Here is a 21,896-nt window from a genome sequence, read left to right as displayed (position 1 = left end):
GCCATTCTGCAACAATGGCGGGCAAACGGGCGGAGATCAACTCGCGCGAACCCTGCCTGCCTGACGCACATCAACGACAAGCGTTTGCATCACACCGCCAGTGCCGTCGCCTCGATTTCAACTGCCAGACCGTAATGCAGCGTGGGCACGGGCACCACGGCGCGCGCGGGCCGCAGTTCGCCGATCCACGCGCGATACAGCGCATCGAACGCCGGCCAATGCGTTTCCATGTCGGTCACGTACACGCGCACCTGCACCAGGCGCGAGCGGTCGGTGCCGGCCGCGGCAAGCACGGCGTCAAGGTTGGACAGCACTTGGCGCACCTGCGTCTCGAATGGTGCATCGACGAGCTTTTCGCCCGCCGGCGTAACCGGAATCTGCCCAGCCACAAACACGAAGCCATTGGCGCAGACCGCGTGCGAATAGTGCCCCGCCGGCGGACGCAAATCCGGCGCGTTGACGTAGCGAGCGCCGCTGGGGGCGGCTTGGCCGTGGCTGCTCATGCCGCCTCCAGCACCAGCTTGGCGAAGTGCTGCAAATCGACATTGCCGCCCGAGAGAATCACGCCGACACGCTTGCCACGCACATCGACCTTGCCGGTGAGTGCGGCTGCGGCGGCGAGGCAGCCGGTGGGCTCAACCACCGCCTTCATGCGCGACGCGAAGAATTGCATGGCGCTCACCAGTTCCGCATCGCTTACGGTCACGATGTCGTCGACCAGTTCGCGAATCACTGCAAACGTGTAGTTACCCAGGTGCTGCGTCTGGGCGCCATCGGCCAACGTCTTGGGCGTATCGATATGGACGATCTCGCCCTTGCGAAAGCTCTGCTGGCCGTCGTTGCCGGCTTCCGGTTCCACACCGAAGATCTTGCACGCGGGGTTCAGCGCGCGCGCCGCCGTGGCACAGCCGGAGAGCAGGCCGCCACCGCCCAGCGGGGCCAGCAGCACATCCAGCGGGCCGACCTCTTCGATCAGTTCCTTGGCCGCGGTGCCCTGCCCGGCCATCACGTGCGGATGGTCGTACGGCGGGATCAGCGTGAGACCGTGTTCTTCCGCCAGCTTGCGGCCGATGGCTTCACGGTCTTCGGTGTAGCGGTCGAAGAAGACCACCTCACCGCCGTAGCCGCGCGTGGCTTCCACCTTCACGACAGGCGCGTCCTTGGGCATGACGATGACAGCGCGCATGCCCAGCAGCCTGGCCGACAGTGCAATCGCCTGCGCGTGGTTGCCAGACGAAAACGTGATGACGCCCGCCTTGCGCTGCTCCGGCGTGAATTGCGACAGCGCGTTATACGCGCCGCGAAACTTGAACGCACCCATGCGCTGGAAGCTCTCGGCCTTGAAGAACAGCTCGGCGCCGGTCATGGCATTGGCGGTTGCTGACGTCAGCACGGGCGTCTTGTGAGCAACGCCTTGCAAGCGCGCGTGGGCGGCAACAACATCGTCGTAGGAAATGGGCAGGCTCATGCGAGGTTCTCGGGAAGGTAGGTGTAGACGGTGGAGCGCGCCACGCCGAGCGTCTGGGCGACTTCGGTCAGTGCGCGGCGCAAGTTCAGCAGGCCGCTGGCAGCGAGTTCACGCATGGCTTCGCGGCGCTGGTCGAGCGTCATGGCCATGGGCGTGGTGTTGCGCGCAGCGGCAAAGCGTTCGAGTGCGCCACGCACTTCTTCAACGCGGCGCGGTGCCAGAGACTCGGGCACCGGCGGCGCAGCCACGTCAACGCGCATCAGTTGCGTGAGGCCGGTTGTCACCGCGTTCAGCATGGAGACGTCCATGTTCAGGCAGATGGCGGCCACGTAGTCGCCACGGCTGTTCTTCAACCCGATCGATGTGCTCTTCGCCGGGCGCCCGTCGGGAAACCGGTTGGCGTAGTTCTCGATGACTTCCGGGAAGTCCGGATCGGCCAGGCGCGCGAGTCCCAGCTCGGTCACGGCGTCGCCCACCTGGCGGCCGGACAAGTTGTTGGCGATGGCGACGACGGAATGATCGGGATCGGTCAGGTCGTGCAGGACGACTTCCACCAGCGGCGCCAGCGTCTTGCCCAGCGCCTCGACGATCTTGCGGCCTTCGCGCAGCAAAAGGCGGTTTTCTTCAACGGACTTCATGGGTATTGACGATACGTCAATTACTGACATTTCGTCAATACCACAGGAGCCGCCCTGACAGCGCCCGGCCCCAGAAGAAAAAAAGCGCCTGCCCGAAGGTCGAGAGAGAACGGAGGTAACTAGGGCAGGCTGGGAAAAATTATTCGGGCACCAGTTGGCCTGGGGGCCGCGCCGTTTCGTGCGATGTGGGCTGCGCCTCGACCGCGTTGCCAGGCCGGATCTTGAACCAGATCGAGTACATCGCCGGCAGGAACACCAGGGTCAGGACCGTCCCGGCGAACGTTCCGCCGATCAGCGTGTACGCCAGCGCGCCCCAGAACACCGAATGCGTCAGCGGGATGAAGGCCAGGACGGCGGCCAGCGCCGTGAGAATCACCGGGCGAGCACGTTGGACCGTCGCTTCCACCACGGCCCGGAACGGGTCCAACCCCTCGTCTTTGTTGTGCTGGATCTGCCCGATGAGGATGAGCGTGTTGCGCATCAAGATGCCCGACAACGCAATCAGGCCAACCAGCGCGTTGATGCCAAATGGCTGCCCAAACAGAATCAAGGTCGGGACCACGCCAATCAGGCCTAGCGGGCTGGTCAGGAACACCATGACCATCGCCGGAATCGAGCGCACCTGGAAGATGAGAATCAGCAGGGTCACCGACAGCATGATGGGGAACAGCGGCAGCATGGCCTTCGTCGCCTTGCCCGACTCTTCGATGGAGCCCGCTTGCTCAATGCGGTATCCGCTCGGCAATTTCTCGATGATCGGGGCGAGCTGCTTGCTGATGGCGGTCGACACATCGGGCGGTTGCAGGCCGTCAGCAATGTCGCCGCGCACCGTGATGCTCGGCATGCGGTCGCGCCGGCGCATGATGGGCTCTTCCATGCGCACCTCGATCTTGCCGATCTGCGAGAGCGGAATGCGCTGCCCGTTGGCGCCAGCCAGCGTGAAGTCTCCGATCTTGGCCGGGTCGAGCCGCACGTTGCCGGCCGAGCGCGCCGTCACCTGCACGGTGCGGATGTCCTCGCGCACCGCCGTCACCGGAACGCCGTTGAGCAGGAATTGCAGTTGCTGCGCGACGGCACTGGACGTCAGGCCCACGGCCTGGAGACGGTCTTGCTGCAGGGTGAAGTGCAGCGTAGGTACACGCATGCCCCAGTCCGTATTGACCGTGCGCATCATCGGGCTGGCGTCCATGACCTGCCGCACATCGGCCGCGATGCGGCGCAGTGTCTCCGCATCCGGACCGGTCACGCGGTAGGCCACCGGGAACGGTGAATACGGACCGAACACGAGCTGCGTCACACGCACGCGCGCCTCGGGAGCGAGGCCATCCGCAACGGCCTGACGCAGACGCTGCTTCAGCGTGTCACGCTCTTCCTGGCTATCGGTGCGGATCACAATTTTTGCGAACGACGGATCCGGCAATTCCGGCCCCATTGCCAGATAGAAGCGCGGCGCCCCCTGGCCGATGTAGGCGGTCACGATCTTGGCTTCCTTCTGTTTGGCTAGCCAGCTTTCGATTTTTGCGGTCGCCGCGTCGGTCTGGTTGATCGATGTGCCATAGGGCATCTGCACCTCGACCAGCACTTCAGGCCGATCCGAAATCGGGAAGAACTGCTTCTTGACCACCGCCATGCCCGCAATGGCCAGCGCGAAAAGGCCCACCACCGCACCCGCCACCAGCCATTTGCGTGCAATCACGCGCCCGAGCAGCGCACGGAAGCGGTTGTAGCGCGGCGTGTCGTAAATCGCAGCATGGCCACCTTCGACCTTATTGAAGTCGGGCAGCATCTTTACACCCAGGTAAGGCGTGAACACGACCGCAACCACCCAGGATGCAATCAACGCAATGCCGACGATCCAGAACATGTTGCTCGTGTATTCACCTGCGGTGGATCGTGCAAAGCCGTTAGGCATGAAGCCGACGGCCGTGACCAGCGTGCCCGACAGCATGGGCGCGGCGGTGTGGCTCCACGCATAGGCCGAAGCGGCCACGCGGCTGTAGCCCTCCTCCATTTTCACCACCATCATTTCAATGGCGATGATGGCGTCGTCCACCAACAAGCCCAGCGCCAGAATCAAAGACCCAAGGGTGATGCGATCGAAGTTCTTGCCTGTCGCGGCCATCACCACAAACACCACGGCGAGTGTCAGCGGCACGGCTGCGGCCACGACGAGGCCGGCGCGCCAGCCCATGCTGATAAAACTCACCAGCATCACGACCAGCAATGCCGCAAAGAACTTCAGCATGAACTCGTCAACGGCCGCGGCGATGTTCACCGCCTGGTCCGTCACCTTGGTCAGGCTCATGCCGACTGGCATGTCCGCATTGATGGCGCCGACTTCCTTGTCGAGTGCCTTGCCCAGATCGAGCCCGTTCCATCCGTCGCGCATGACGATGCCCAGCAGCAAGGCGGGCTGCCCACCATTGCGCACCATGAACGTGGCGGGGTCTTCATAACCGCGCTTGACGGTGGCGATGTCCGAGAGCTTTAACGTGCGGCCCTGCGACACCACCGGCGTATCGCGAATCTTCTGCAGTTCATCGAACGCGCCATCCAGGCGGATGAACACCTGCGGCCCTTTCGTTTCCACCGAGCCGGCGGCCGTCAACGCATTCTGGCTGTTGAGCGCGGCAAACACGTCTTGCGGGCTCACACCCAGCGTCGCCAGCCGGTCATGTGAAAACTCGACGTAGATGCGCTCGGACTGTTCGCCGATGATGTTGACCTTCTTCACGCCGGGCACGTGCAGCAAACGCTGGCGCAGCGTCTCGGCATCGCGCACGAGCGCACGTTGCGGCTCGCCTTGTGCCTTGAGTGCAAACAGCGCGAAGGTCACGTCCGAATATTCGTCATTGACGATCGGTCCGATCACGCCAGACGGCAGGTTGGCTACTTCGTCGCCAACCTTCTTGCGCGCTTGATAGAACTCTTCCTGCACTTCCGATGGTGGCGTGCTGTCGAGCAACGTCAGCGTGGTGAACGCCAAACCGGGGCGCGTGTACGTTTCGGTGCGGTCGTACCAGCGCAGCTCCTGCATGCGCTTTTCGATCTTCTCTGCCACCTGGTCCTGCATTTCCTGCGCAGTGGCGCCCGGCCACACGGTGACTATGTTCATCACCTTGACCGTAAACGCGGGGTCTTCCGCGCGGCCCAGCTTGAAGAAGGAAATGAGCCCTGCCAGCGAGATCAGGCAGATGAGGAACAGCGTGACCGCACGCTCGCGCACGGCGAGCGCCGATAGGTTGAAGCGGCCCGGGCTCACAGTCGCACTCCCGCGATGGCGGTGCCGGTGCCCTGCCCGGCCACGCGGACTTGCTGGCCCTCACGCAGCAGTTGTGCGCCTAACGCGACGATCCGCTCGCCTTGTTTGATCTGGCCGGCAATGCTTGCCCCTTCGTCACCAAGACGCACGATGGTGATGGAGCGCCACGACACCTTGGCAGGGTCGCCCTGGATGACCCACACGCCGGGGCCCTTGCCGGCATCGAACACAGCGCCCAGCGGCACCTGCAGATCGCCTTGCGCGGTGGCCAATCGATCGGGAATCTGGATCGTGACGGTCGCGCCAAGCGGCGCATTGGCCAGTTCGCCATCCAACACATAGCGCGCTTCATACGTGCGGGTGAGCCGATCGGCAGCATCCGACAACTGTCGGAGCTTGGCGGGTGTTCCATCGCTTTCCTTGCCGAACAACGTGGCCTGTGCGACCGAGCCGATTGCCGGCCGCAACGTTTCCGGCAACTGGACCACCGCTTCACGGCGCCCGGCATGCGCCAAGCGCACAACCACCTGCCCGGCATTCACCACTTGGCCGGGCTCGGCCAGCGTTTCCATGACCACGCCGTCGCCATCGGCAACGAGTTCTGCATAGCGGCTGGCGTTGCGGGCTACATCGGCCTGAGCTTCAGCCGCGCTCAATTGCGCTTTTGCAGCATCCGCGGCGGCCTTGGCCTGGTCGTAAGCGGAGGCGGAAATTGCGCCCGTGCCGCGCAAGTCGCGGTAGCGCGCTTCGTCTTCCGCCGTCTGTTGCGCGCGTGCCCGGGCGGCGGCCACGGTTTCTTGCTGTGCGTGCGCGGCCAGCTTCAGATCGACCGGATCGATGCGTATGAGCGGCTGCCCGCGCTTGACGGTTTGCCCCGCGTCCACCAGCCGCTCCAGCACCTTGCCGGGCACGCGGAACCCGAGGTCGCTCTGCACCCTGGCAGCCACGACGCCTGTGAAGGAGCGCGATGCAGACGCCACAGGCCGAACAAACGCGGCGCGCACCAGAGGCGCCTGGGTGCGTGGGTCAGCGGGGGCTTTTTCGCCGCAAGCGCTCAGCGCGAGCGGCAACGCAAGAACAACGGAAGAGGTAACAAAGCGACGCGAAAGCATGAAAGCCCCATCGACAGGATGATCTGGACTTTCATTCTTGTTCTTGTGACCAATTTAGTCAATGGTCACAACGGAAAAATCTGCGCATCAGGGGGAAAGACTTCGGAGTACGAGGCTGGAAAGCAGTCCGGGCGCCGTGTCCGTGTAGTCAAAGCTGTATTGCAGAAGCAACGGATTCATGTACGGGCGCATGACCAGGTAGATGGCCGCGGTGGCCTCGTCCAATGGTGTCTTGCGCTCGAAGTCTCCGGTCTCCCGGCCCTCCAGCAGCACATCGCGCAGCAACTTCTGGATACGGCCTTCATAGGCGATCACCGCTTGCCAGCGTTCAGTCGCTGCCGAGGCCGCGATCTCGTACAGCTTGCGATCGTGGGAAAACAACCGGAGGCTGGCCTCCGTCAAGGCTTTGAACATGCGGCGCAGCTTTTCCGGCGGGGAGTCTGCCTCCGCCAGGGCGGCATTCACATCGGCCTCGATTTCGCGCAGGCAGTTGGCGCAGATCATCTCGCCAATGGCCTGCTTGGACTCGAAGAACTTGTAGATGTAGGCCTTGGAAAAACCAATGGCCTTGGCCAGATCGGACACGGCGGTCTTCTCATAGCCGTAGCGGCTGAAGTGCTCGGTGGCGGCGGCGACGATCTGGTCTCGCACATCGTGGTCCGCCGGGCCGCGGGCGGAGACGGGATAGGAAGGGGTCTTCATGGGCTCCAGCTTACGTGACTCGCGATAGTTGAACAACTTGTGACCAATTTGTACTATAGTCACTCAAAATTTCGATGGACCCCGTCATGTTGCCAAAACACGCCTCTGCGGCCCTCCTCCTCGCAAGCCTGAGCGCCGGATGCGCGGTCGGCCCGGACTATGTGAAGCCTGATGCACCGCTTCCCGGCCGGTTCCTTGGTCAGACAGCCGTGGAGCAGCGCACCGCCAACGCGGCGGCCGATCTACCGACGTGGTGGGCAGCTTTTGGCGATCCGCAACTCACCAAATGGGTGCGGCTTGCACTGGAACAGAACCTCGACCTCGCCCAGGCGTTCGCACACGTCACGCAGGCCCGTGCCGGCTTAGGGGCCGCCAATGCTGCACTGCTGCCGTCCGGCAATGTCACAGGCCAGGCTGCGCGTGCATACCAATCTGTCGAAACCCCGTTGGGCCGCGTGTTGAACTCAAGGCCCGGCTTTGACCGCTACGGCAACGCGTTCGAGGCTGACGTGAACGCCAGTTGGGAGCTGGACGTATTTGGCGGCCTGCGCCGTGGCCGCGAGGCTGCGCTGGCGGACTACCAAGCCTCCCAAGCTGGCGCCGTCGCCACACGGCTGGCCGTGGCAGCGCAGACTGCCGATATCTACATCACCATCCGCGGGTTGCAAGCGCGCCTGAACGTGGCGCGCCACCAAGTGCAAACGCAAGAGGAATTGCTCGCCACCATCAACCTGCTTTACGGCAAGGGGCTGGCGGCGGAGCTTCAAGTCAGGCAGGCGGAAGGCGCACTGGCGCAGGTTCGCGCCTCCATTCCGCAGCTTGAAGCAGGTCTGGATGCAGCGATGAACGCGCTGGACGTGATGCTCGGCTCGTTACCGGGCACGCACCGGGACGAGCTTGCACAAGACGGTGACATCCCCGCCGCACCGCAGATTGCCATCAGCGGGTCGCCCGGCGATTTGCTGAGGCGCCGCCCCGACCTCATCGTCGCCGAGCGCCGCCTGGCGGCTTCCAACGCGCGCATCGGCGTCGCCATCGCGGAGTACTACCCGAAGTTCTCGCTCAGCGGCCTGTTGGGCAGCACCACATCGGTGGGCGCTGGAAGCCTGTTCGGCAGCGGCGCCAGCCAATTTTCCGGCGTGCTGGGCTTGCGCTGGCGCCTGTTCGACTTCGGCCGCATCAACGCGCAGATCGATCAAGCCAAGGGGCAGGAGGCGGAGATGCTCGCTGCGTACCGGCTCGCCGTGCTGCGCGCCACGGAAGATGTGGAGGACGCGTTCTCCGCTCTGGTCAAGCGCGAGGAGCAAGCCACGGTGCTCGCGCAAGGTGTGGATTCGCTGAGCCGCGCACGGAATGCTTCATTTGCGGCGTACCAAAAAGGCGTCGTCAGCCTGATCGAAGTGCTGCAGGCAGACGAGAGCCTGTTGCGTGCATCGGACGCACGCGCCCAGGCCCAAACGGAATCCGCGCGTGCCGCTGTGGCGGCATTCAAAGCGCTGGGCGGCGGCTGGCAGCCCGATATCCCGACCGCAGTCGCCAGCAAATAAACCGCTGACAAAAACCCGACTTACCGCAGATCCCATTTACCCATACAGAAAGAAATTACCATGTCGAATTCCAAAGTCGTTGTGATTACCGGCGTGTCCTCAGGCATCGGCCGTGCCACCGCCGCGAAGTTTGCTCTGCGCGGGTGCCGCGTATTCGGCACCGTGCGCAACATCGCTCGCACTCAACCGATCGCGGGTGTTGAACTGGTCCAGATGGATATCCGTGATGAAACCTCTGTCCAGCGCGGAATCGAGACGATCATCGCGCAGACCAAGCGTATTGATGTGCTGGTCAACAGCGCCGGCGTGGCCCTGCTCGGCGCGACAGAAGAAACGTCGGTGGCCGAAGCCCAGACGCTGTTCGACACCAACGTGTTCGGCATCTTGCGCACCACGCAAGCCGTACTGCCGCACATGCGCGCGCAACGCTCGGGGCGCATCGTCAACATCAGCTCGGTGCTCGGCTTTCTGCCAGCGCCTTACATGGGCCTGTATTCGGCATCCAAGCACGCAGTGGAGGGAATGTCCGAGACCTTGGATCACGAGGTGCGCAAGTTCGGAATCCGTGTGGTGCTTGTCGAGCCGTCATTCACCAGAACCAGCCTGGATGCCAACGCACCTCAAGCGGTTTCCAAGGTCTCCGCCTACGACGCGGAGCGCGGCATCGTTTCGCAGGCGATTCAAAAAAGTGTCCAGAAGGCGCCGGACCCCGATGGGGTCGCGAGCACCATCGTCGATGCTGCACTGGGAGCATGGAAGATGCGCCGCACGCCCAAAGGCGAGGCATCTCTTCTGAGCAAGCTGCGCCGGTTCATGCCGGCAGGCCCCGTTGACTCGAGCCTGAGGAAAACATTCGGCCTCTCCTGAGCGCGCTCACTCCCCACCAGAAAGCTCAACAATGTTCACCGCAAGTCCAGAACCTCGGACGTACAGCCAGAAAACATCTTGAAAAAAGCTCATCAAACCTGCCCCTCCATGGAAGCTTGACGACGCATCCTGTCAGGCGTCGCGGCAAAGCGCGTCCTTGCCCACCAAAGCTCCACATGGCATGGTTCCTGCACGCCGTCATGCGCCGTACCACCAAAAAAAAAGTCGGGGGGACTTGCGTGATGAAGGGGCAGCACAAAAGGGGAATTCGCCTAACAAGAGAGATGTGCGCAGGGGCTCACGCTACGCTGCACTGTAAGCGGCGGCGCTGTGTTTTCCGGACCCGCTATGGAGACGGAGCCCCGCACGCCAGGGTGACCGCAGACCCCGCCGCCTGATCGCTCGTCAGGATGTGCTCGAAGTACCGCTGCGCTGCGTGCATCACCACCATGCGGTCGTCTAATGCCATTGCATGCGCTGCGGCGCAGGCTTGCCTGCCGCGCACGGGGCCCACATTGCACCGGGTACGACTGTTTGGTCTTGCGGCGCTGTTCGCTGCGCAGTACGCCCACGCTGCCCCGCTGGGCACATGGGATTTTTCTATCGAGCGGGCGCCCTTGGAGCGCGTGTTGATGGAAATCGCCCAAGTGAGCGGACAGCCCATGTCGTTCCCCTCCGGTCTTGCCAAAGACCTGTTGGCCGGTCCGGTTCGCGGCGCCATGTCGGCCCAGCAGGCGGCGGAGCAGGCCCTCAAAGACAGCGGTCTGCAACTGACCACACTGCCCGACAACACGTTGACCATCGTGCGCGCGCCTGACGAGCCGCGCGACATCGGGACCCTGCCCCCGGCCGAAGTACGCGCGCGGACAGGCAGCGACTTTGCCGTCTTCACAACAGGCTCCGTCACGCATGTCGAGACGCCCATCACGAGCGTGCCTCACGCCGTAAGCACCCTCACAAGAGACTTGCTTACCAGCCAGAATGCCCCGTCGATGGCGGATGCCCTGGCGCTTGCCGGTGTCTCGTCGGTGTCGCTCGACCCCTCGGCCCCCCCACGGTACGCCACGCGGGGTTTCATGACAGGGCAGATATTCGTCGATGGCCAGCCCGACAAGATGGCTGCGGTGCGACCCATCGAGGCGGTAGAGGATGTTTCGGTGATCAAGGGAACGCATGCTGACATCGGGGGCGCCCCGACCGCCGTGGGCGGCATCAATGCCAATCTCAGGGCACCCACGGTAGCGCCACAACGAACGGTGGCAGTGGAAATCGGCTCGCACGCCGAGCGCAAAGCCGTGGTGGATCTGGCCGGCCCGATCGGATCGACCGACCTGTCTTACCGGGCGGTGGCGTTGCAGGACACGACGGCCAACAGTGATTCGGGATACGCCGGTCGGCACAAGAGCTACGGGCTTGCAGCGCTCGGCTGGCACGATGCTGCTACGGAAGTCACAGTCGGACTGGAATCCGTCACCAGCCGCCAGCCCATGCCGCCCGCCACGTTTGCATTGAATGGCGCGCCTGTCCGACTGGCCATGCAAAGCCCGCTAGGTAATGCCGACGACAACGTGCAGTCCCGCGCGAGCCGCGCCTATTACAAGATCTCGCGCAACCTCACGGACGATTGGTCCTTGCACTCACGTGGCACGTACGAAGCGCTCACCGAACAATCTGCGCTTTGGCATACGGCGCTCGTGGTCAACAACACGGCGCCTACGTCAACGCTGAACTTTGGCGATCGCAGCAACGACACCTCGTGGGCCATCTCGAACGAGCTCACGGGCAGGTTCGCACATGGGCCGTTCCAGCACGTGCTCACATTCGGCTGGGATGAGTTTCAGGAGCGGCAGGACATGGTCTTTGCGGCGACGCCTTTTCTGATGCCGCAGAATCCGTTTGCACCTGTTCAACTGCCGCCGGCCACGTTCGTGCCGGGCATTCAGGTCTCGCAATCGGTGCGGCAGTCGGTGTTTCGCGCGCGCGACCAGATTGCCATTGGCGCGCGTTGGGAGCTGTCCGGCGCCCTGTACGTGAATGACTACATCGCCAAACTGCCGCGCGCGCAACTTCAGGGCTCGGCCTGGACACCGTCGCTGGGCGTGCTCTACAAGCTGACGCCGCATACCGCATGGTTTGCCGATTACTCGCGCGGTTTCCGTCTCAACACCGGCTACTTCGACCCGTGCGAAGCCTTGTTGCCTGAACGGAGTCGCCAGCTGGAAACCGGCCTGCGCTGGGCAGATGCCAACCGCGCGCTGACGATGCAGGCGGCGCTGTATCGCATCGATGCGCACCACGTGAGGCTGGTGGATGTGGCGCCCGCCGGCTACGACACACAAATCGCGCACCAGAGCAGCGAAGGGCTGGAAGTCTCGATGCAAGGGGCAGTAACGAAGGGCTTGGACACTTCGCTGTGGGTGGCACTGTCTCGCGTATCCGGCGCGCTGACCACGGGGTTCCTGCCGCAGGCGCCATTCCTGAGCGGGGCGCTTTGGACGACGTACACCATGCAGGCGGGTCAATTGAAAGGCGCAGGCGCCGGGATTGGCATCACGGGGCAACGCGGCGCCCCATGCTACGGCGACACTCCGTTTCGCATGCCCGGCTTTGTGCGCGTCGACACCAGTCTCTTCTGGCACCAGAAATCCTGGAGCGTCGACCTCTTCGCCCGCAATCTCTTCAATATCCGGGCGTACGGCAACGCACAGTCCGGGAACTTCATCCCGGTTCAGCCGGGCCGCACCCTGACACTGCGCGTGACCCGCAGCTTCTGACGTTGGCCGGCCAGGCGGCAAGGCGCAGCGCTTACAGCAAGCCGCCTTGCGCTCGCCACCAAGTCGGGGATACCGGCCACCGGGTGGGCTTAAAGCTGGCTCATGCCGCCGTCGGCAATGATCTCCGTGCCAACAATGAAGGCCGATTCCGGCGCCGACAGATGCAGCACTGTCGAAGCAATCTCTTCCGGCTGGCCGAAGCGGCCCAGCGGCACCTGGTCCTGGATCTGCGCAGCGGTGGCGGCCAGCGTGTCAGCGTCCAGGCCGAGCTTGCCGTACAGCGGTGTCGTCACCGGGCCGGGGCTGACCACATTCACGCGGATGCCCGAGCCGATCAGCTCACCCGACAGCGTCTTCGCCAGCGAGATCAGCGCAGCCTTGCTCGCTGCATACACCGACGAATTCGGCATGCCGATGTGCGCGTTGATGGAGCCGTTCAGCACGATCGACGTGCCCTTGTTGAGGATGGGCAACAGTGCCTGGATCTGAAAGAACGCGCCCTTCACGTTGGCGTTGAAGGTGGCATCCCAAAGGGCCTCGTCCACGTCCGGTACGGCGGCAAACCTGGCCATGCCGGCGTTAATGAACACGGCATCCAGACGCACGCCTGCCTCCTGCAGCTGACGGGTCAGCTCGCGTGCGGCCGCCACGCTGCCGGTTTCATTGCGGATGGCGATGGCGTTGTTGCCGAGTGCGGCGCGCGCCGTTTCCAGCGCTGCGGCGTCACGGCCGGTAATGACCACGCGGGCGCCTTCGCGCACAAATGCCTGGGCGGCTGCCAGGCCAATACCGCTGTTGCCGCCAGTGACCAGAACGGTCTTGCCTTCGAAGCGATTCATGATGTCCTCCAGTAGGAAAATTGAACTTGAACAATCGCGTGACTGCAGTGTGGACGCGGGCAAGCGGTTTGCCATACGATCCGAACGATGAATATGTTCGAAGGAATTGCACATGTTGACGGATGAAGAATTGGCCCTGCTGGAGGCCATCCGGCAGACGGGCAGCCTGTCGCGCGCGGCGGCGCAACTGGGCAAGGCGCCGTCGACCGTGTCGTATGCCGCGCGGCAACTGGAGCAGCGCTTCGACGCCCTACTCTTTGATCGGCGCGGCTACCGGCTGCAGCTCACGCGCGCCGGGCAGTTGTTGACGGAAGAAGCCGCGCGGCTGTCGCAGGACGTATCGCGCGTGACGCAGCGCGTGCGGCAGGTAGCCAACGGCTGGGAAGACCGCTTGTGGATCGTGACGGACGAGCTGCTGGAGTTCGAATCGCTCATGCCCGTGATGCACGCGTTCGATGCGCTGCAATCGGGCGTGGCGCTGCGCGTGACGCACGAGGTGCTGGCCGGCACATGGGAGGCGCTGCGTGATGGCCGCGCCGACCTCGTCATCGGGGCGACGAACGAGCCGCCGTCCATCCCGAACCTCGGGTGGTTCGAACTGGGCGTGGTGGAATGGGTGTTTGCCGTGTCGCCACGGCATCCGCTGGCAGCCATCGAGGCGCCGCTCACGCGCGAGGAAATTGCCCGGCATCGGGCCGTGGTGGTGGCCGATTCAGCGCGAACCACCGCCGGCCGCGCCTACGGCATGCTCAGCGGGCAACCTACGCTGGCCGTGCCCAGCATGCGTGCCAAAACGCTTGCGCAGCGCGACGGCCTGGGCGTCGGCTGGCTGCCGAGGCACCGCATGGCATCGCTGCTCGCGCGCGGGGAGCTGATTGAAAAGCGCACCACCGATCCGCGCGAACCGAATCTGCTCTACGTCGGCTGGCGCAGCGGCGATGGCGACGGTGAAGGCCGTGCACTCCAATGGTGGCTCGAACAACTACGGCAGCCCCGTCTGGCAAAGCGGCTGGTCCAGGGCGTCGACGCATTCGCCTGAAACCTCGCCGGGCCACGTGATCTTGCCTATGCTGGGATGGCGCCGACGCCGCATCGCCCGTTGGCGCAACACAAGCGACGCCGACTGTTGCGGAATGATCAACATTGCAGCGTTTGTCTTCTGACAAACCCTCGGGTGGGTCAACGCGCGCCGTCGGCCAGCGTTAATCGGTCACGCACGTATCTCCGTGCCTCGTTGAGGGTCTCGTTATGAAACTGTCTGCGTTGATGTTTTCGATGGGTGCGCTGGTGATGGGCTCGGCGTTTGCGCAGGGCACCGCCGCGCCCGCCACCGCACCGGCAGCGGCCCCAGCGGCCGTCCACGCGGTCTGCAAGGACGGCACGCCTTACAGCGGCGCGACGCTCAAGGGCGCTTGCCGCGGCCATGGTGGTGTCGACAAGAAAGCCAGCGCAGGCGGTGCACCTGCTGCCGCGCCGGCCGCGCCTGCAGCAGCACCTGCCGCACCGGCTCCGGCCAAACCTGCCGCAGCCGCTCCCGCTGCACCTGCCGCCGCTCCGGCTCCCGCCCCCGCGCCAGCAGCCAAACCTGCAGCCGCAGCGCCTGCCAAACCTGCTGCGGCCGCTGCGGGCACCGTTGCCCCCGGCGGCGGCCCCGACAAGGTGTGGGCCAATGCCAGCACCAAGGTCTACCACTGCCCGGGCGATCGCTACTACGGCAAGACCAAACAGGGCGAATACATGACTGAAGCCGACGCCAAGGCCGCCGGCATGCGCCCCAGCCGCAACAAGGCCTGTACCAAGTAAGACACGCCCGAAGCAAACCCGCACGCCGCGGCCCACCCGGACCGCGGCGTCGTCCATTTCAGCCTGATCACCGCATCGCATGCCCCCCAGCAACGAACATCTCGCCGTCGCCCTGCAACACCCAGAGGGCTTCGCCCCGCTGGATGCGCCACCACAGCCGCCACAGAAGCGCGTGGTGCGCGATGTCATCGCCGGGTTCTCGATTGCGGGCCTGTTGCTGCCCGAAGCCGTTGCCTACGCTGGCATCGCCAGCCTGCCGCCGCAGGCCGGGCTGATCGCGTTGCTGTGCGGCCTGGTGGTCTATTCATTGGTCGGCACGAGCCGCTTTGCCATTGTCTCGGCCACGTCGTCGTCGGCCGCCGTGCTGTTTGCGACGGTGCTATCGGAACCTAGCGGTAACGGCGCGACGGCGCTCACGATGGCAGCGGCGCTCATCATCGCGACGGGGGTGCTGTTCATCGTGGCTGGCGCGGCACGCCTGGGCGGCATGTCGGATTTCATCGCGCGGCCGGTGCTGCGCGGTTTCACGTTCGGGCTGGCGCTGACGATTGCCGTCAAGCAGTTGCCCAAGATCCTCGACGTGGCGGTGCGCCACAGTGACACGCCACGCATCGCGCTTGATCTCATCACCAGTGCGGCCAGTGCCAACCGGTACAGCACGACATTGGGAGCCGTCGCACTCGCCCTACTCTTCGGCCTTGGGCGCTGGGGGCGCATTCCGGCCACGCTGGTCGTCATCGTGCTGGCCATCGCGGCCGGCTACTGGATCGACTGGCACAGCTACGGCATTGCCGTGGTCGGCCATATCGACCTGCAGAACATCAGCTTCGGCGTGCCTGCGCTGAACCGGGTGCAATGGATGGAAAGCGCTGAACTCGGTTTTGCGCTCATGCTGATCCTCTATGCCGAGTCCTATGGCTCCATCCGCAACTTCGCGCTCAAGCACGGAGATGGCATCTCCGCCAACCGTGACCTCGTCGCACTGGGCTGCGCGAATCTGCTCTCGGGCCTGCTACACGGCATGCCCGTCGGCGCGGGGTATTCAGCCACGTCTGCCAACGAAGCCGCGGGCGCGCAATCACGTCTGGCCGGGCTGTGCGCGGCAGCGGTGGTGGCGCTGATCGTGTGGTTGTTCCTGCCGCAGCTCGCGCGCATTCCCGAGCCGGTGCTGGCGGCCATCGTGATCTTTGCGGTGAGCCATTCGTTGCATCCGGCTGTGTTCAAGCCCTACTGGGCTTGGCGCCGCGATCGGCTGGTGGTGATTGCCGCGTTGCTGGCCGTGCTGGTGCTGGGCGTGTTGCACGGGCTGCTGGCCGCGATTGGCGTGAGCCTGCTGCTCACTCTGCGCCAGCTCTCCGAGCCCAACGTAAGCGTGCTCGGCCGCCTGCGCGAGAGCCACGATTTTGTCGACGTGTCTCTGCACCCGGAAGCCAAGGCCGTGCCTGGCGTGCTGATCGTCCGGCCGGAAGTACCGCTGTTTTTCGCCAACACCGAACGCGTGCTCGGCGCGGTGCGCGCGATGCTGCAACAGCCGCACGAACCCGCGCTGCGCACCGTCATGATCAGCCTGGAAGAAACACCGGACGTCGACGGCTCGGCCATCGAGGCGCTGCGCATCTTTGCCGCCGAATGTGCAGCGCGCGGCCTGCAACTGATGCTGGTGCGACTCAAGCCGCGCGCGCTGACGGTCCTGCAGCGTGCCACCGATAACACGCTGCGCACCGAGATGCTGCATGAGCTGAGCGTGGATGAGTGCGTGCAGTCGCTGGCATCAACAGCCGGCACACCGGCGCCGGCCTAGCTCGACAACGCCACCGCACTCCGGACACGCCAGCCCCGACGTTGGCGGATTAGCGCGGTGCGTTGCCCGCTGCGCGCGCGCCTTCAAGAATGATGCGGGCCAACTTGGCGTAATCGCCATCAAAGTGATGGCCGCCGGGCAGCTTCACCAGTTGCACCTGCTTCGGGTCCAGGCCCGGGCAATTGGTGTCTTTCTCTTCCTTGCCGTAGATGCACATGCCAAGGCCCGCCGGCAGCTTCTGCACCTCGGGCAGGATCGGCAGGCCAGACGCGCTGCTCGACACCCAGTTGGTCATGTGGAACTCAAAATCGGCGCGCTTGCCCAGGCCCATCATCACGGCCAGCGCGACATGCTCGCGCGACGCCGCCGGCAACCGGTTGACGATGAAGGGCAGCACGTCTGCGCCCTGCGAATAGCCGATCAGCAAAGCCTTCTGTTTCTTCCAGCGCGCGGCGTAAAAGCGCACGAGGCGATCCATGTCAGCGGCGGCGGAGGCCGGCGTACGCGGCGTCCAGAAGTAGCGCAGCGAATCGATGCCGACCACGGGCACGCCCGACTTGGACAGCGCAGCGGCCACCTCCTTGTCGAGCCCGGCCCAACCGCCGTCACCCGAGAGCAGCACCGCGAACAGCTCGGATGATGTACCGGGCTGCGCGGGCACTTCGATGATCGGCAAGTCGGACACCGCTGCGGGCGGCGGCGGGGGCGGCGGTTTGCGTTGGGCGACAAGCTTGGCGAAAGCCACCTTGAATGGCTCGCTGGCTGTCACAGGCGGTGCATTGGCGGCCGACGCGGTGGCCGGCAACGCCACCGATTGCGCCCCCGAAATCGTATCGATGAAGGCTTGCGTGGCACGCGCTTCGCACAGCGGACCGGAGCGGCGCGCAAACGACGTCGGCGTGGCTGATTGCAGCGCCACCCATGGCGCAGACAATTTCGTGGCGGGCAGCAGGACCACACCGGCGTTCTCGGGCGGCTTGACGCGCTTGGCCGTGGTACGGCTCTCGCTCATGCGGCGGCTGAAATGCACGCCCTCGCCCTTGCACAGCGGCTTGCGCAACTCCAGCACCGGGCAGAATTCCATCGACATGGCCGCGGCGAAGATGTTCGGGCGCGCCTGGGCAATCATGGCGTAGGCCAGCGCACCGCCTTCGTTGTCGCCAACGAGGATGGGCGGGTAGTAGCCCGGCACTTTCTCGTAGGCCTGCAGGAAGCGGCTGAAGTTTTCGAGGTCACCATCGGGGAAGGCGCAATCGCCCAGGTCGGCCTCCAGGCTGGCGAACAGCGCAGGCGTTGACAGACCTGCCACCAGTGCGCCCTGCTGCGCGAGGCTCTCGGCCATGCGCGATACGGCTGGCGTCCAGCCCAGGTCGCCCGAGAGCATCAGCACGACGGAGCGGATTTCGCCCTTCGGCTTGTAGACCGGCACATCGCGAAAGCGCCCGTGCGTGACGAACTCGACGGCACCGGGCGCCGCCGCGGCCGTGGCAGGCGCCACCACGGGCAGCGACAGCACGCCGCCGTTGGCGGCCTTGTTGGCGGTGACGGCCGCAGCGCTCATCTGCAGGCGAGGCGGCATGTCGCCGCGTGGCGGCGCAGCCACAACGCCGCTGGCGCCCGCCATGCCCACGGGCGGCACCAGCACCGGACCCTGCGCAGGCGTGGGCTTGGCCGCAGGAGCATCGGCTGCGATGGCCCAGGACGTTGCCAGCACCATGCCGACCGCACTCAAATGCCCAGCCCAACGCAAGCCTTTGCGTAGCACTCCCCGATGCCGCGCCTCTTGCGTGCGCGGTGCTTGCCAACTCATTTGGAGATCACTCCCTTCAAGCCGCCGCCGATCAGCGCGGCGACGTCCGTCAATGTGAATAGCGGCGCAATCCCGCCACGTGCGAGCAGGTAGCGGGCTTCCCACACCGGCTCGAACTTGTCCTTGAAATTGCGCAGCCCTCTGAAATTGTAGAAGCGCGCGCCGTGTCGGAACATCATCCGTCCGAAGCGGTGCCAGCGCGGCGCAAGCTGATGCTCAACCATGCCCGACATCGGTGCCATCCCCAGCCCGAAACGCTGATACCCCTGCGCCTGGAAGTAGAGGATGACCTTGCCGAACAGGAAATCCATCGTGCCCGGCGGCACGTCGCTGCGATAGCGCATGAGGTCGACACTCGCCTCGATGCGCAGCACATCTGGGCACATCAGCGTGGCAAACGCCAGGATGACGCCCTCACGGCGCACCACGGCCACGGGCTGGCTGCAGATGTAGCGGTCGTCAAATGCGCCCAGCGAGAAGCCCTTCTCGCGCGCATTCTGGTTGCGCAGCCATTCATCGGAGATGGCGCGCAATTCGTCCAGCACGGTGGGCACATCTTCCGTCGGCACGATCTCGAACGACAGGCCTTCGCGCTCGCCGCGCGTGACACCATGGCGCAGGTTGGCGCGGCGCGAGCCCTTCAGGCTGAACTCGGGCAGCGACACATACGCCTCTTCGCCCAGCTTGTAGGCGCGCAAGCCCGCATCGAGATACAGCGACAGCGTCTGCGGGCGTGTCTTGTAGAACGCGGCGCGGCCGCCATGCGCATCGGCCATTTCGATAAAGCGCCAGATCAGCTCGGGCCATTCCTGCTGCGCGCCCACGGGGTCGGACAGCGCCACCCACGAGCGCCCCTGCTTGGCGTACATGATGAACGCGTTGCCCGACGGCGAAAACAGCAGGCTCTTGTCACCCATCAACGCGAGCGTGGCATCGGCGGCGGGCTGCTTGCGGACGATCTCGGCGGCGCGGGCAAGTTCTTCGTCGCTCGGGAACGTGGTGACACCGGGCTCCTTGCGAAAGAGCTGGCGCATGCCAAACCCGAGCCCGGTCACCGCCACCGCCATCAGCGCGCGTATGGAGCGTGGCGCATCGCCGTCGAACGTGAATTGCCACCAGAGCTGGTTGGCGTAGGCCACCTCTCGGTAGGCGAAGAAGAGAATCCACACGCACGCCGCAAACACGCAGAGCATGGCAACCAGCCACCCCGCCTCCAGCCGCTGCGAAAACAGCGACGACGGCCGGTCAAACTGCCGACGCGAGATGACGAGCAGCACCGCCAGCGTCACCAGCACCGCCATCTCAGACACGGCAATGCCCTTGGGCAACGCCAGCACGCCGGTGAGCAGCGACAGCACCAGCGCCGCCCACCACGCGGCGTCCAGCCGGTGCAGCAGCCCGCGCGCGACAAACAGCATGATGAGCCCCGCCACACTGCCGATCATGTGCGAGGCTTCCACCACGAACAGCGGCACATGCATGCGCAGAAGGTCTTCGGCTTCGTCCGTGGCGGGGGTGACGCCCGAGACGAGCAGCATCACGCCTGCCACCATCGTCAGCGCGGCCAGCAGCCCCGGCGACAGCTTGACCGCAGCGCGGCCGAACGGCGCCCCCGCGCCGGAACGCAACTCGAACACGCCGAGCATGGCGGCGGCCACGACCAGCGGCAGCAGGAAATAGATGACGCGGTAGAACAACAGCGCAGCAAGCACCTCGGCCGGCGGCGCCTGGCCGCTGCAGCCCAGCAGGATCACGGCCTCGAACACGCCTAGACCGCCCGGGCTCTGGCTCAGCACGCCCAGCGTGACCGCCAACGCGTAAAACGCCACAAACGTCGGCAGATCGACTGCGCCTGCCGGCATCAGCACCCACAGGGCCGCCGCCGCCGCAATCATGTCGGCCGCTGAAATCGCGAACTGACGCGCGGCCAACCCCGGCGGCGGCAGGCGGATCTCCCACCGGCCGAACAGCATCACGTGGCGCTGCCGCATGCAGAGCGCCAACAACGCCACGACGCCGGCCAGCACCAGCAATGCCACGACTTCAAGCAACGCGGCCGGCAAATGCGCAATGGCCGCGATGTGCGGGGCGCCCCACAACAGCCCGACCGCCCCAAAGGCCGTGGTGGACACGCCCAGCGCGCCCGCATCAAAGGCCACCGCCTCTGTCACGCGCGCAGGATCAAGCCCGGCCGCTGTGTACAAGCGCGTGCGCACCGCCCCGGCCGTCAGCGAACCGAGGCCGACGGTGTTGCCCAGCGCATAGGCAATGAACGAGGTGGTGGCCACCGTAGCGGGCGCCACATGCGCGCCCGCGTAGCGCAGGCCGGACGCGTCGTAACCGGTCAGGGCGACGTAACTGAGCGCCGTGGCCAGCATGGCCAGCATCAGGTGCGAGCGCGGCGTGGCCTGCAGCGCGGCGACCATGTCGGCGTAGTGCACATGGTCGAGCAGCGCATACAGGCTGTCGAACACCAGCGCGCCAAGCACCAGCACCACACCGATCACGATCCAGCTGGCAAGGCCAAAGCCGGAGTCAGAGGGCGCAGGCGTGGCGGGCGCGCCAGGCGCGGTGCGGGCCGAGGATCGGCGTGATGTTGGACTGGCGTCGTTGGACGCGGCGTCAGGCATGGTGAAAAACGAAATCCTGCTGGCTTGGTGGAGTGCCGGTCAAAGCGATACACGAATCCGGACACGCAGAGACGGGAGAGCGCGGCAAGCCAAGCCGCCGAAGCCCATGCTCCGCACGGTATCGACGTCTTGATTGGACCCCGACCTACCGGCACGGGCTTGTCGCGCGCGCCGGCTTTCTCTTGCCCCGCGCTTCAGACGGCGCGTGTGCTGGATTCGCACGTTGTTTGCGGCCTACGTAAGACGGCTAAAACCGCCGATGCGTTGACACGCAGCCCGCATTTTACGGTTTGGGCGCGCTCGCCGGCGCCTTGGGGGGCACATCGGGCTTGCCGGCATCGACGGAAACCGGGTCACTGGCAGGAAAGGTTTCCTCGATGCCCTCGTCGAGGAGGGCTTCCTCGTGCGTATCGGCCACGGGCGGATGCGGGTTGGCGGGCGCCGGAGTGGGTGAGGCGCGATCGTCTGGCTCTGGCATGGCGTTCTCCAAGGATGCTTACCCCAGAATAGGCAAAGCTGGCCTGACACGATGGCATGGGGTGCGGAATGCACATCTGTCGGGCGGGCAGGATGCCCAGCGCTGCGGGTGCGGCACTCAGCCGAGGATCAGCAAGCTGCACACCCGCGGCCACAAACGTTGCAT

At 65.1% G+C, this 21,896-nt stretch carries 16 protein-coding genes; 6 read left to right on the top strand and 10 right to left on the bottom strand.

Going from position 1 to position 21,896, the window contains the following annotated elements; translation table 11 throughout:
* Positions 1-89: 89 nt before the first annotated feature.
* From BG83_RS0119890 to BG83_RS0119865, 6 genes are all read right to left on the bottom strand, one after another.
* Positions 90-503 (bottom strand): RidA family protein, encoded by a 414-nt coding sequence (locus BG83_RS0119890; RefSeq protein WP_024978355.1) that lies wholly within the window; start codon positions 501-503, stop codon positions 90-92.
* Positions 500-1,468, bottom strand: coding sequence for a threo-3-hydroxy-L-aspartate ammonia-lyase (locus BG83_RS0119885; protein WP_024978354.1), 969 nt, complete (start codon positions 1,466-1,468; stop codon positions 500-502). Before BG83_RS0119885 ends, BG83_RS0119890 begins: the two co-directional genes overlap by 4 nt.
* A complete protein-coding gene (locus BG83_RS0119880) occupies positions 1,465-2,106 on the bottom strand; it encodes a helix-turn-helix transcriptional regulator (RefSeq protein ID WP_024978353.1) in 642 nt (213 codons plus the stop codon). Before BG83_RS0119880 ends, BG83_RS0119885 begins: the two co-directional genes overlap by 4 nt.
* Positions 2,107-2,245: 139 nt before the next feature.
* Positions 2,246-5,368 (bottom strand): efflux RND transporter permease subunit, encoded by a 3,123-nt coding sequence (locus tag BG83_RS0119875; protein WP_024978352.1) that lies wholly within the window; start codon positions 5,366-5,368, stop codon positions 2,246-2,248.
* Entirely contained in the window at positions 5,365-6,480 is a 1,116-nt protein-coding gene (locus BG83_RS0119870; RefSeq protein WP_024978351.1) for an efflux RND transporter periplasmic adaptor subunit, read from the bottom strand. The genes BG83_RS0119875 and BG83_RS0119870 overlap by 4 nt, the downstream gene beginning before the upstream one ends.
* Positions 6,481-6,567: 87 nt before the next feature.
* On the bottom strand, positions 6,568-7,182 hold the full coding sequence (locus BG83_RS0119865; protein ID WP_024978350.1) for a TetR/AcrR family transcriptional regulator: 615 nt from the start codon (positions 7,180-7,182) through the stop codon (positions 6,568-6,570).
* 86 nt (positions 7,183-7,268) lie between these two features.
* On the opposite strand from BG83_RS0119865, the gene BG83_RS0119860 reads away from it, so the two are divergent.
* The 3 genes from BG83_RS0119860 (at position 7,269) to BG83_RS0119850 (ending at position 12,370) form a co-directional block, all read left to right on the top strand.
* A complete protein-coding gene (locus BG83_RS0119860) occupies positions 7,269-8,729 on the top strand; it encodes an efflux transporter outer membrane subunit (RefSeq protein ID WP_024978349.1) in 1,461 nt (486 codons plus the stop codon).
* A 60-nt stretch (positions 8,730-8,789) separates the two neighbouring features.
* A complete protein-coding gene (locus tag BG83_RS0119855; RefSeq protein ID WP_024978348.1) occupies positions 8,790-9,596 on the top strand; it encodes an oxidoreductase in 807 nt (268 codons plus the stop codon).
* A 632-nt stretch (positions 9,597-10,228) separates the two neighbouring features.
* On the top strand, positions 10,229-12,370 hold the full coding sequence (locus tag BG83_RS0119850; protein ID WP_235193226.1) for a TonB-dependent siderophore receptor: 2,142 nt from the start codon (positions 10,229-10,231) through the stop codon (positions 12,368-12,370).
* Between the two features lie 89 nt (positions 12,371-12,459).
* On the opposite strand, the gene BG83_RS0119845 is transcribed toward BG83_RS0119850, so the two are convergent.
* Positions 12,460-13,209, bottom strand: a complete 750-nt coding sequence (locus BG83_RS0119845; RefSeq protein WP_024978346.1) for an SDR family oxidoreductase — start codon at positions 13,207-13,209, stop codon at positions 12,460-12,462.
* 112 nt (positions 13,210-13,321) lie between these two features.
* On the opposite strand from BG83_RS0119845, the gene BG83_RS0119840 reads away from it, so the two are divergent.
* The 3 genes from BG83_RS0119840 to BG83_RS0119830 all read left to right on the top strand — a co-directional run bounded on the left by BG83_RS0119840 (position 13,322) and on the right by BG83_RS0119830 (position 16,813).
* Complete coding sequence (locus BG83_RS0119840; RefSeq protein WP_024978345.1) at positions 13,322-14,248, top strand: LysR family transcriptional regulator; 927 nt, start codon at positions 13,322-13,324, stop codon at positions 14,246-14,248.
* Between the two features lie 209 nt (positions 14,249-14,457).
* The gene (locus tag BG83_RS0119835) at positions 14,458-15,012 is read left to right on the top strand and encodes a hypothetical protein (RefSeq protein ID WP_024978344.1); all 555 of its coding nucleotides are present in this window, start codon (positions 14,458-14,460) and stop codon (positions 15,010-15,012) included.
* 79 nt (positions 15,013-15,091) lie between these two features.
* Entirely contained in the window at positions 15,092-16,813 is a 1,722-nt protein-coding gene (locus tag BG83_RS0119830; protein WP_024978343.1) for a SulP family inorganic anion transporter, read from the top strand.
* Positions 16,814-16,862: 49 nt separating this feature from the next.
* On the opposite strand, the gene BG83_RS0119825 is transcribed toward BG83_RS0119830, so the two are convergent.
* From BG83_RS0119825 to BG83_RS0119815, 3 genes are all read right to left on the bottom strand, one after another.
* Positions 16,863-18,623 (bottom strand): virulence factor, encoded by a 1,761-nt coding sequence (locus BG83_RS0119825; RefSeq protein WP_024978342.1) that lies wholly within the window; start codon positions 18,621-18,623, stop codon positions 16,863-16,865.
* Positions 18,620-21,253: a bifunctional lysylphosphatidylglycerol flippase/synthetase MprF gene (gene mprF / locus BG83_RS0119820; protein WP_024978341.1), complete on the bottom strand. Its 2,634-nt coding sequence runs from the start codon at positions 21,251-21,253 to the stop codon at positions 18,620-18,622. The genes BG83_RS0119825 and mprF overlap by 4 nt, the downstream gene beginning before the upstream one ends.
* Before the next feature lie 283 nt (positions 21,254-21,536).
* Entirely contained in the window at positions 21,537-21,731 is a 195-nt protein-coding gene (locus BG83_RS0119815) for a hypothetical protein (protein WP_024978340.1), read from the bottom strand.
* Positions 21,732-21,896 lie beyond the last annotated feature (165 nt).

The organism is Ralstonia pickettii (assembly GCF_000607165.1).
Classification (GTDB): domain Bacteria; phylum Pseudomonadota; class Gammaproteobacteria; order Burkholderiales; family Burkholderiaceae; genus Ralstonia; species Ralstonia holmesii.
Note: the sequence above shows the minus strand (reverse complement) of the source record. Positions and strands in the feature narration are given on the sequence as shown.

Bases quoted from the DNA above. Each gene is read 5' to 3' on its own strand.
- BG83_RS0119880 (WP_024978353.1), bottom strand. From the start codon at position 2,106: ATGAAGTCCGTTGAAGAAAACCGCCTTTTGCTGCGCGAAGGCCGCAAG.
- BG83_RS0119890 (WP_024978355.1), bottom strand. From the start codon at position 503: ATGAGCAGCCACGGCCAAGCCGCCCCCAGCGGCGCTCGCTACGTCAAC.
- BG83_RS0119830 (WP_024978343.1), top strand. From the start codon at position 15,092: ATGCCCCCCAGCAACGAACATCTCGCCGTCGCCCTGCAACACCCAGAG.
- BG83_RS0119850 (WP_235193226.1), top strand. From the start codon at position 10,229: ATGGAAATCGCCCAAGTGAGCGGACAGCCCATGTCGTTCCCCTCCGGT.
- BG83_RS0119855 (WP_024978348.1), top strand. From the start codon at position 8,790: ATGTCGAATTCCAAAGTCGTTGTGATTACCGGCGTGTCCTCAGGCATC.
- BG83_RS0119870 (WP_024978351.1), bottom strand. From the start codon at position 6,480: ATGCTTTCGCGTCGCTTTGTTACCTCTTCCGTTGTTCTTGCGTTGCCG.
- BG83_RS0119860 (WP_024978349.1), top strand. From the start codon at position 7,269: ATGTTGCCAAAACACGCCTCTGCGGCCCTCCTCCTCGCAAGCCTGAGC.
- BG83_RS0119825 (WP_024978342.1), bottom strand. From the start codon at position 18,623: ATGAGTTGGCAAGCACCGCGCACGCAAGAGGCGCGGCATCGGGGAGTG.
- BG83_RS0119865 (WP_024978350.1), bottom strand. From the start codon at position 7,182: ATGAAGACCCCTTCCTATCCCGTCTCCGCCCGCGGCCCGGCGGACCAC.
- BG83_RS0119845 (WP_024978346.1), bottom strand. From the start codon at position 13,209: ATGAATCGCTTCGAAGGCAAGACCGTTCTGGTCACTGGCGGCAACAGC.
- BG83_RS0119835 (WP_024978344.1), top strand. From the start codon at position 14,458: ATGAAACTGTCTGCGTTGATGTTTTCGATGGGTGCGCTGGTGATGGGC.
- BG83_RS0119815 (WP_024978340.1), bottom strand. From the start codon at position 21,731: ATGCCAGAGCCAGACGATCGCGCCTCACCCACTCCGGCGCCCGCCAAC.
- mprF (WP_024978341.1), bottom strand. From the start codon at position 21,253: ATGCCTGACGCCGCGTCCAACGACGCCAGTCCAACATCACGCCGATCC.
- BG83_RS0119840 (WP_024978345.1), top strand. From the start codon at position 13,322: ATGTTGACGGATGAAGAATTGGCCCTGCTGGAGGCCATCCGGCAGACG.
- BG83_RS0119885 (WP_024978354.1), bottom strand. From the start codon at position 1,468: ATGAGCCTGCCCATTTCCTACGACGATGTTGTTGCCGCCCACGCGCGC.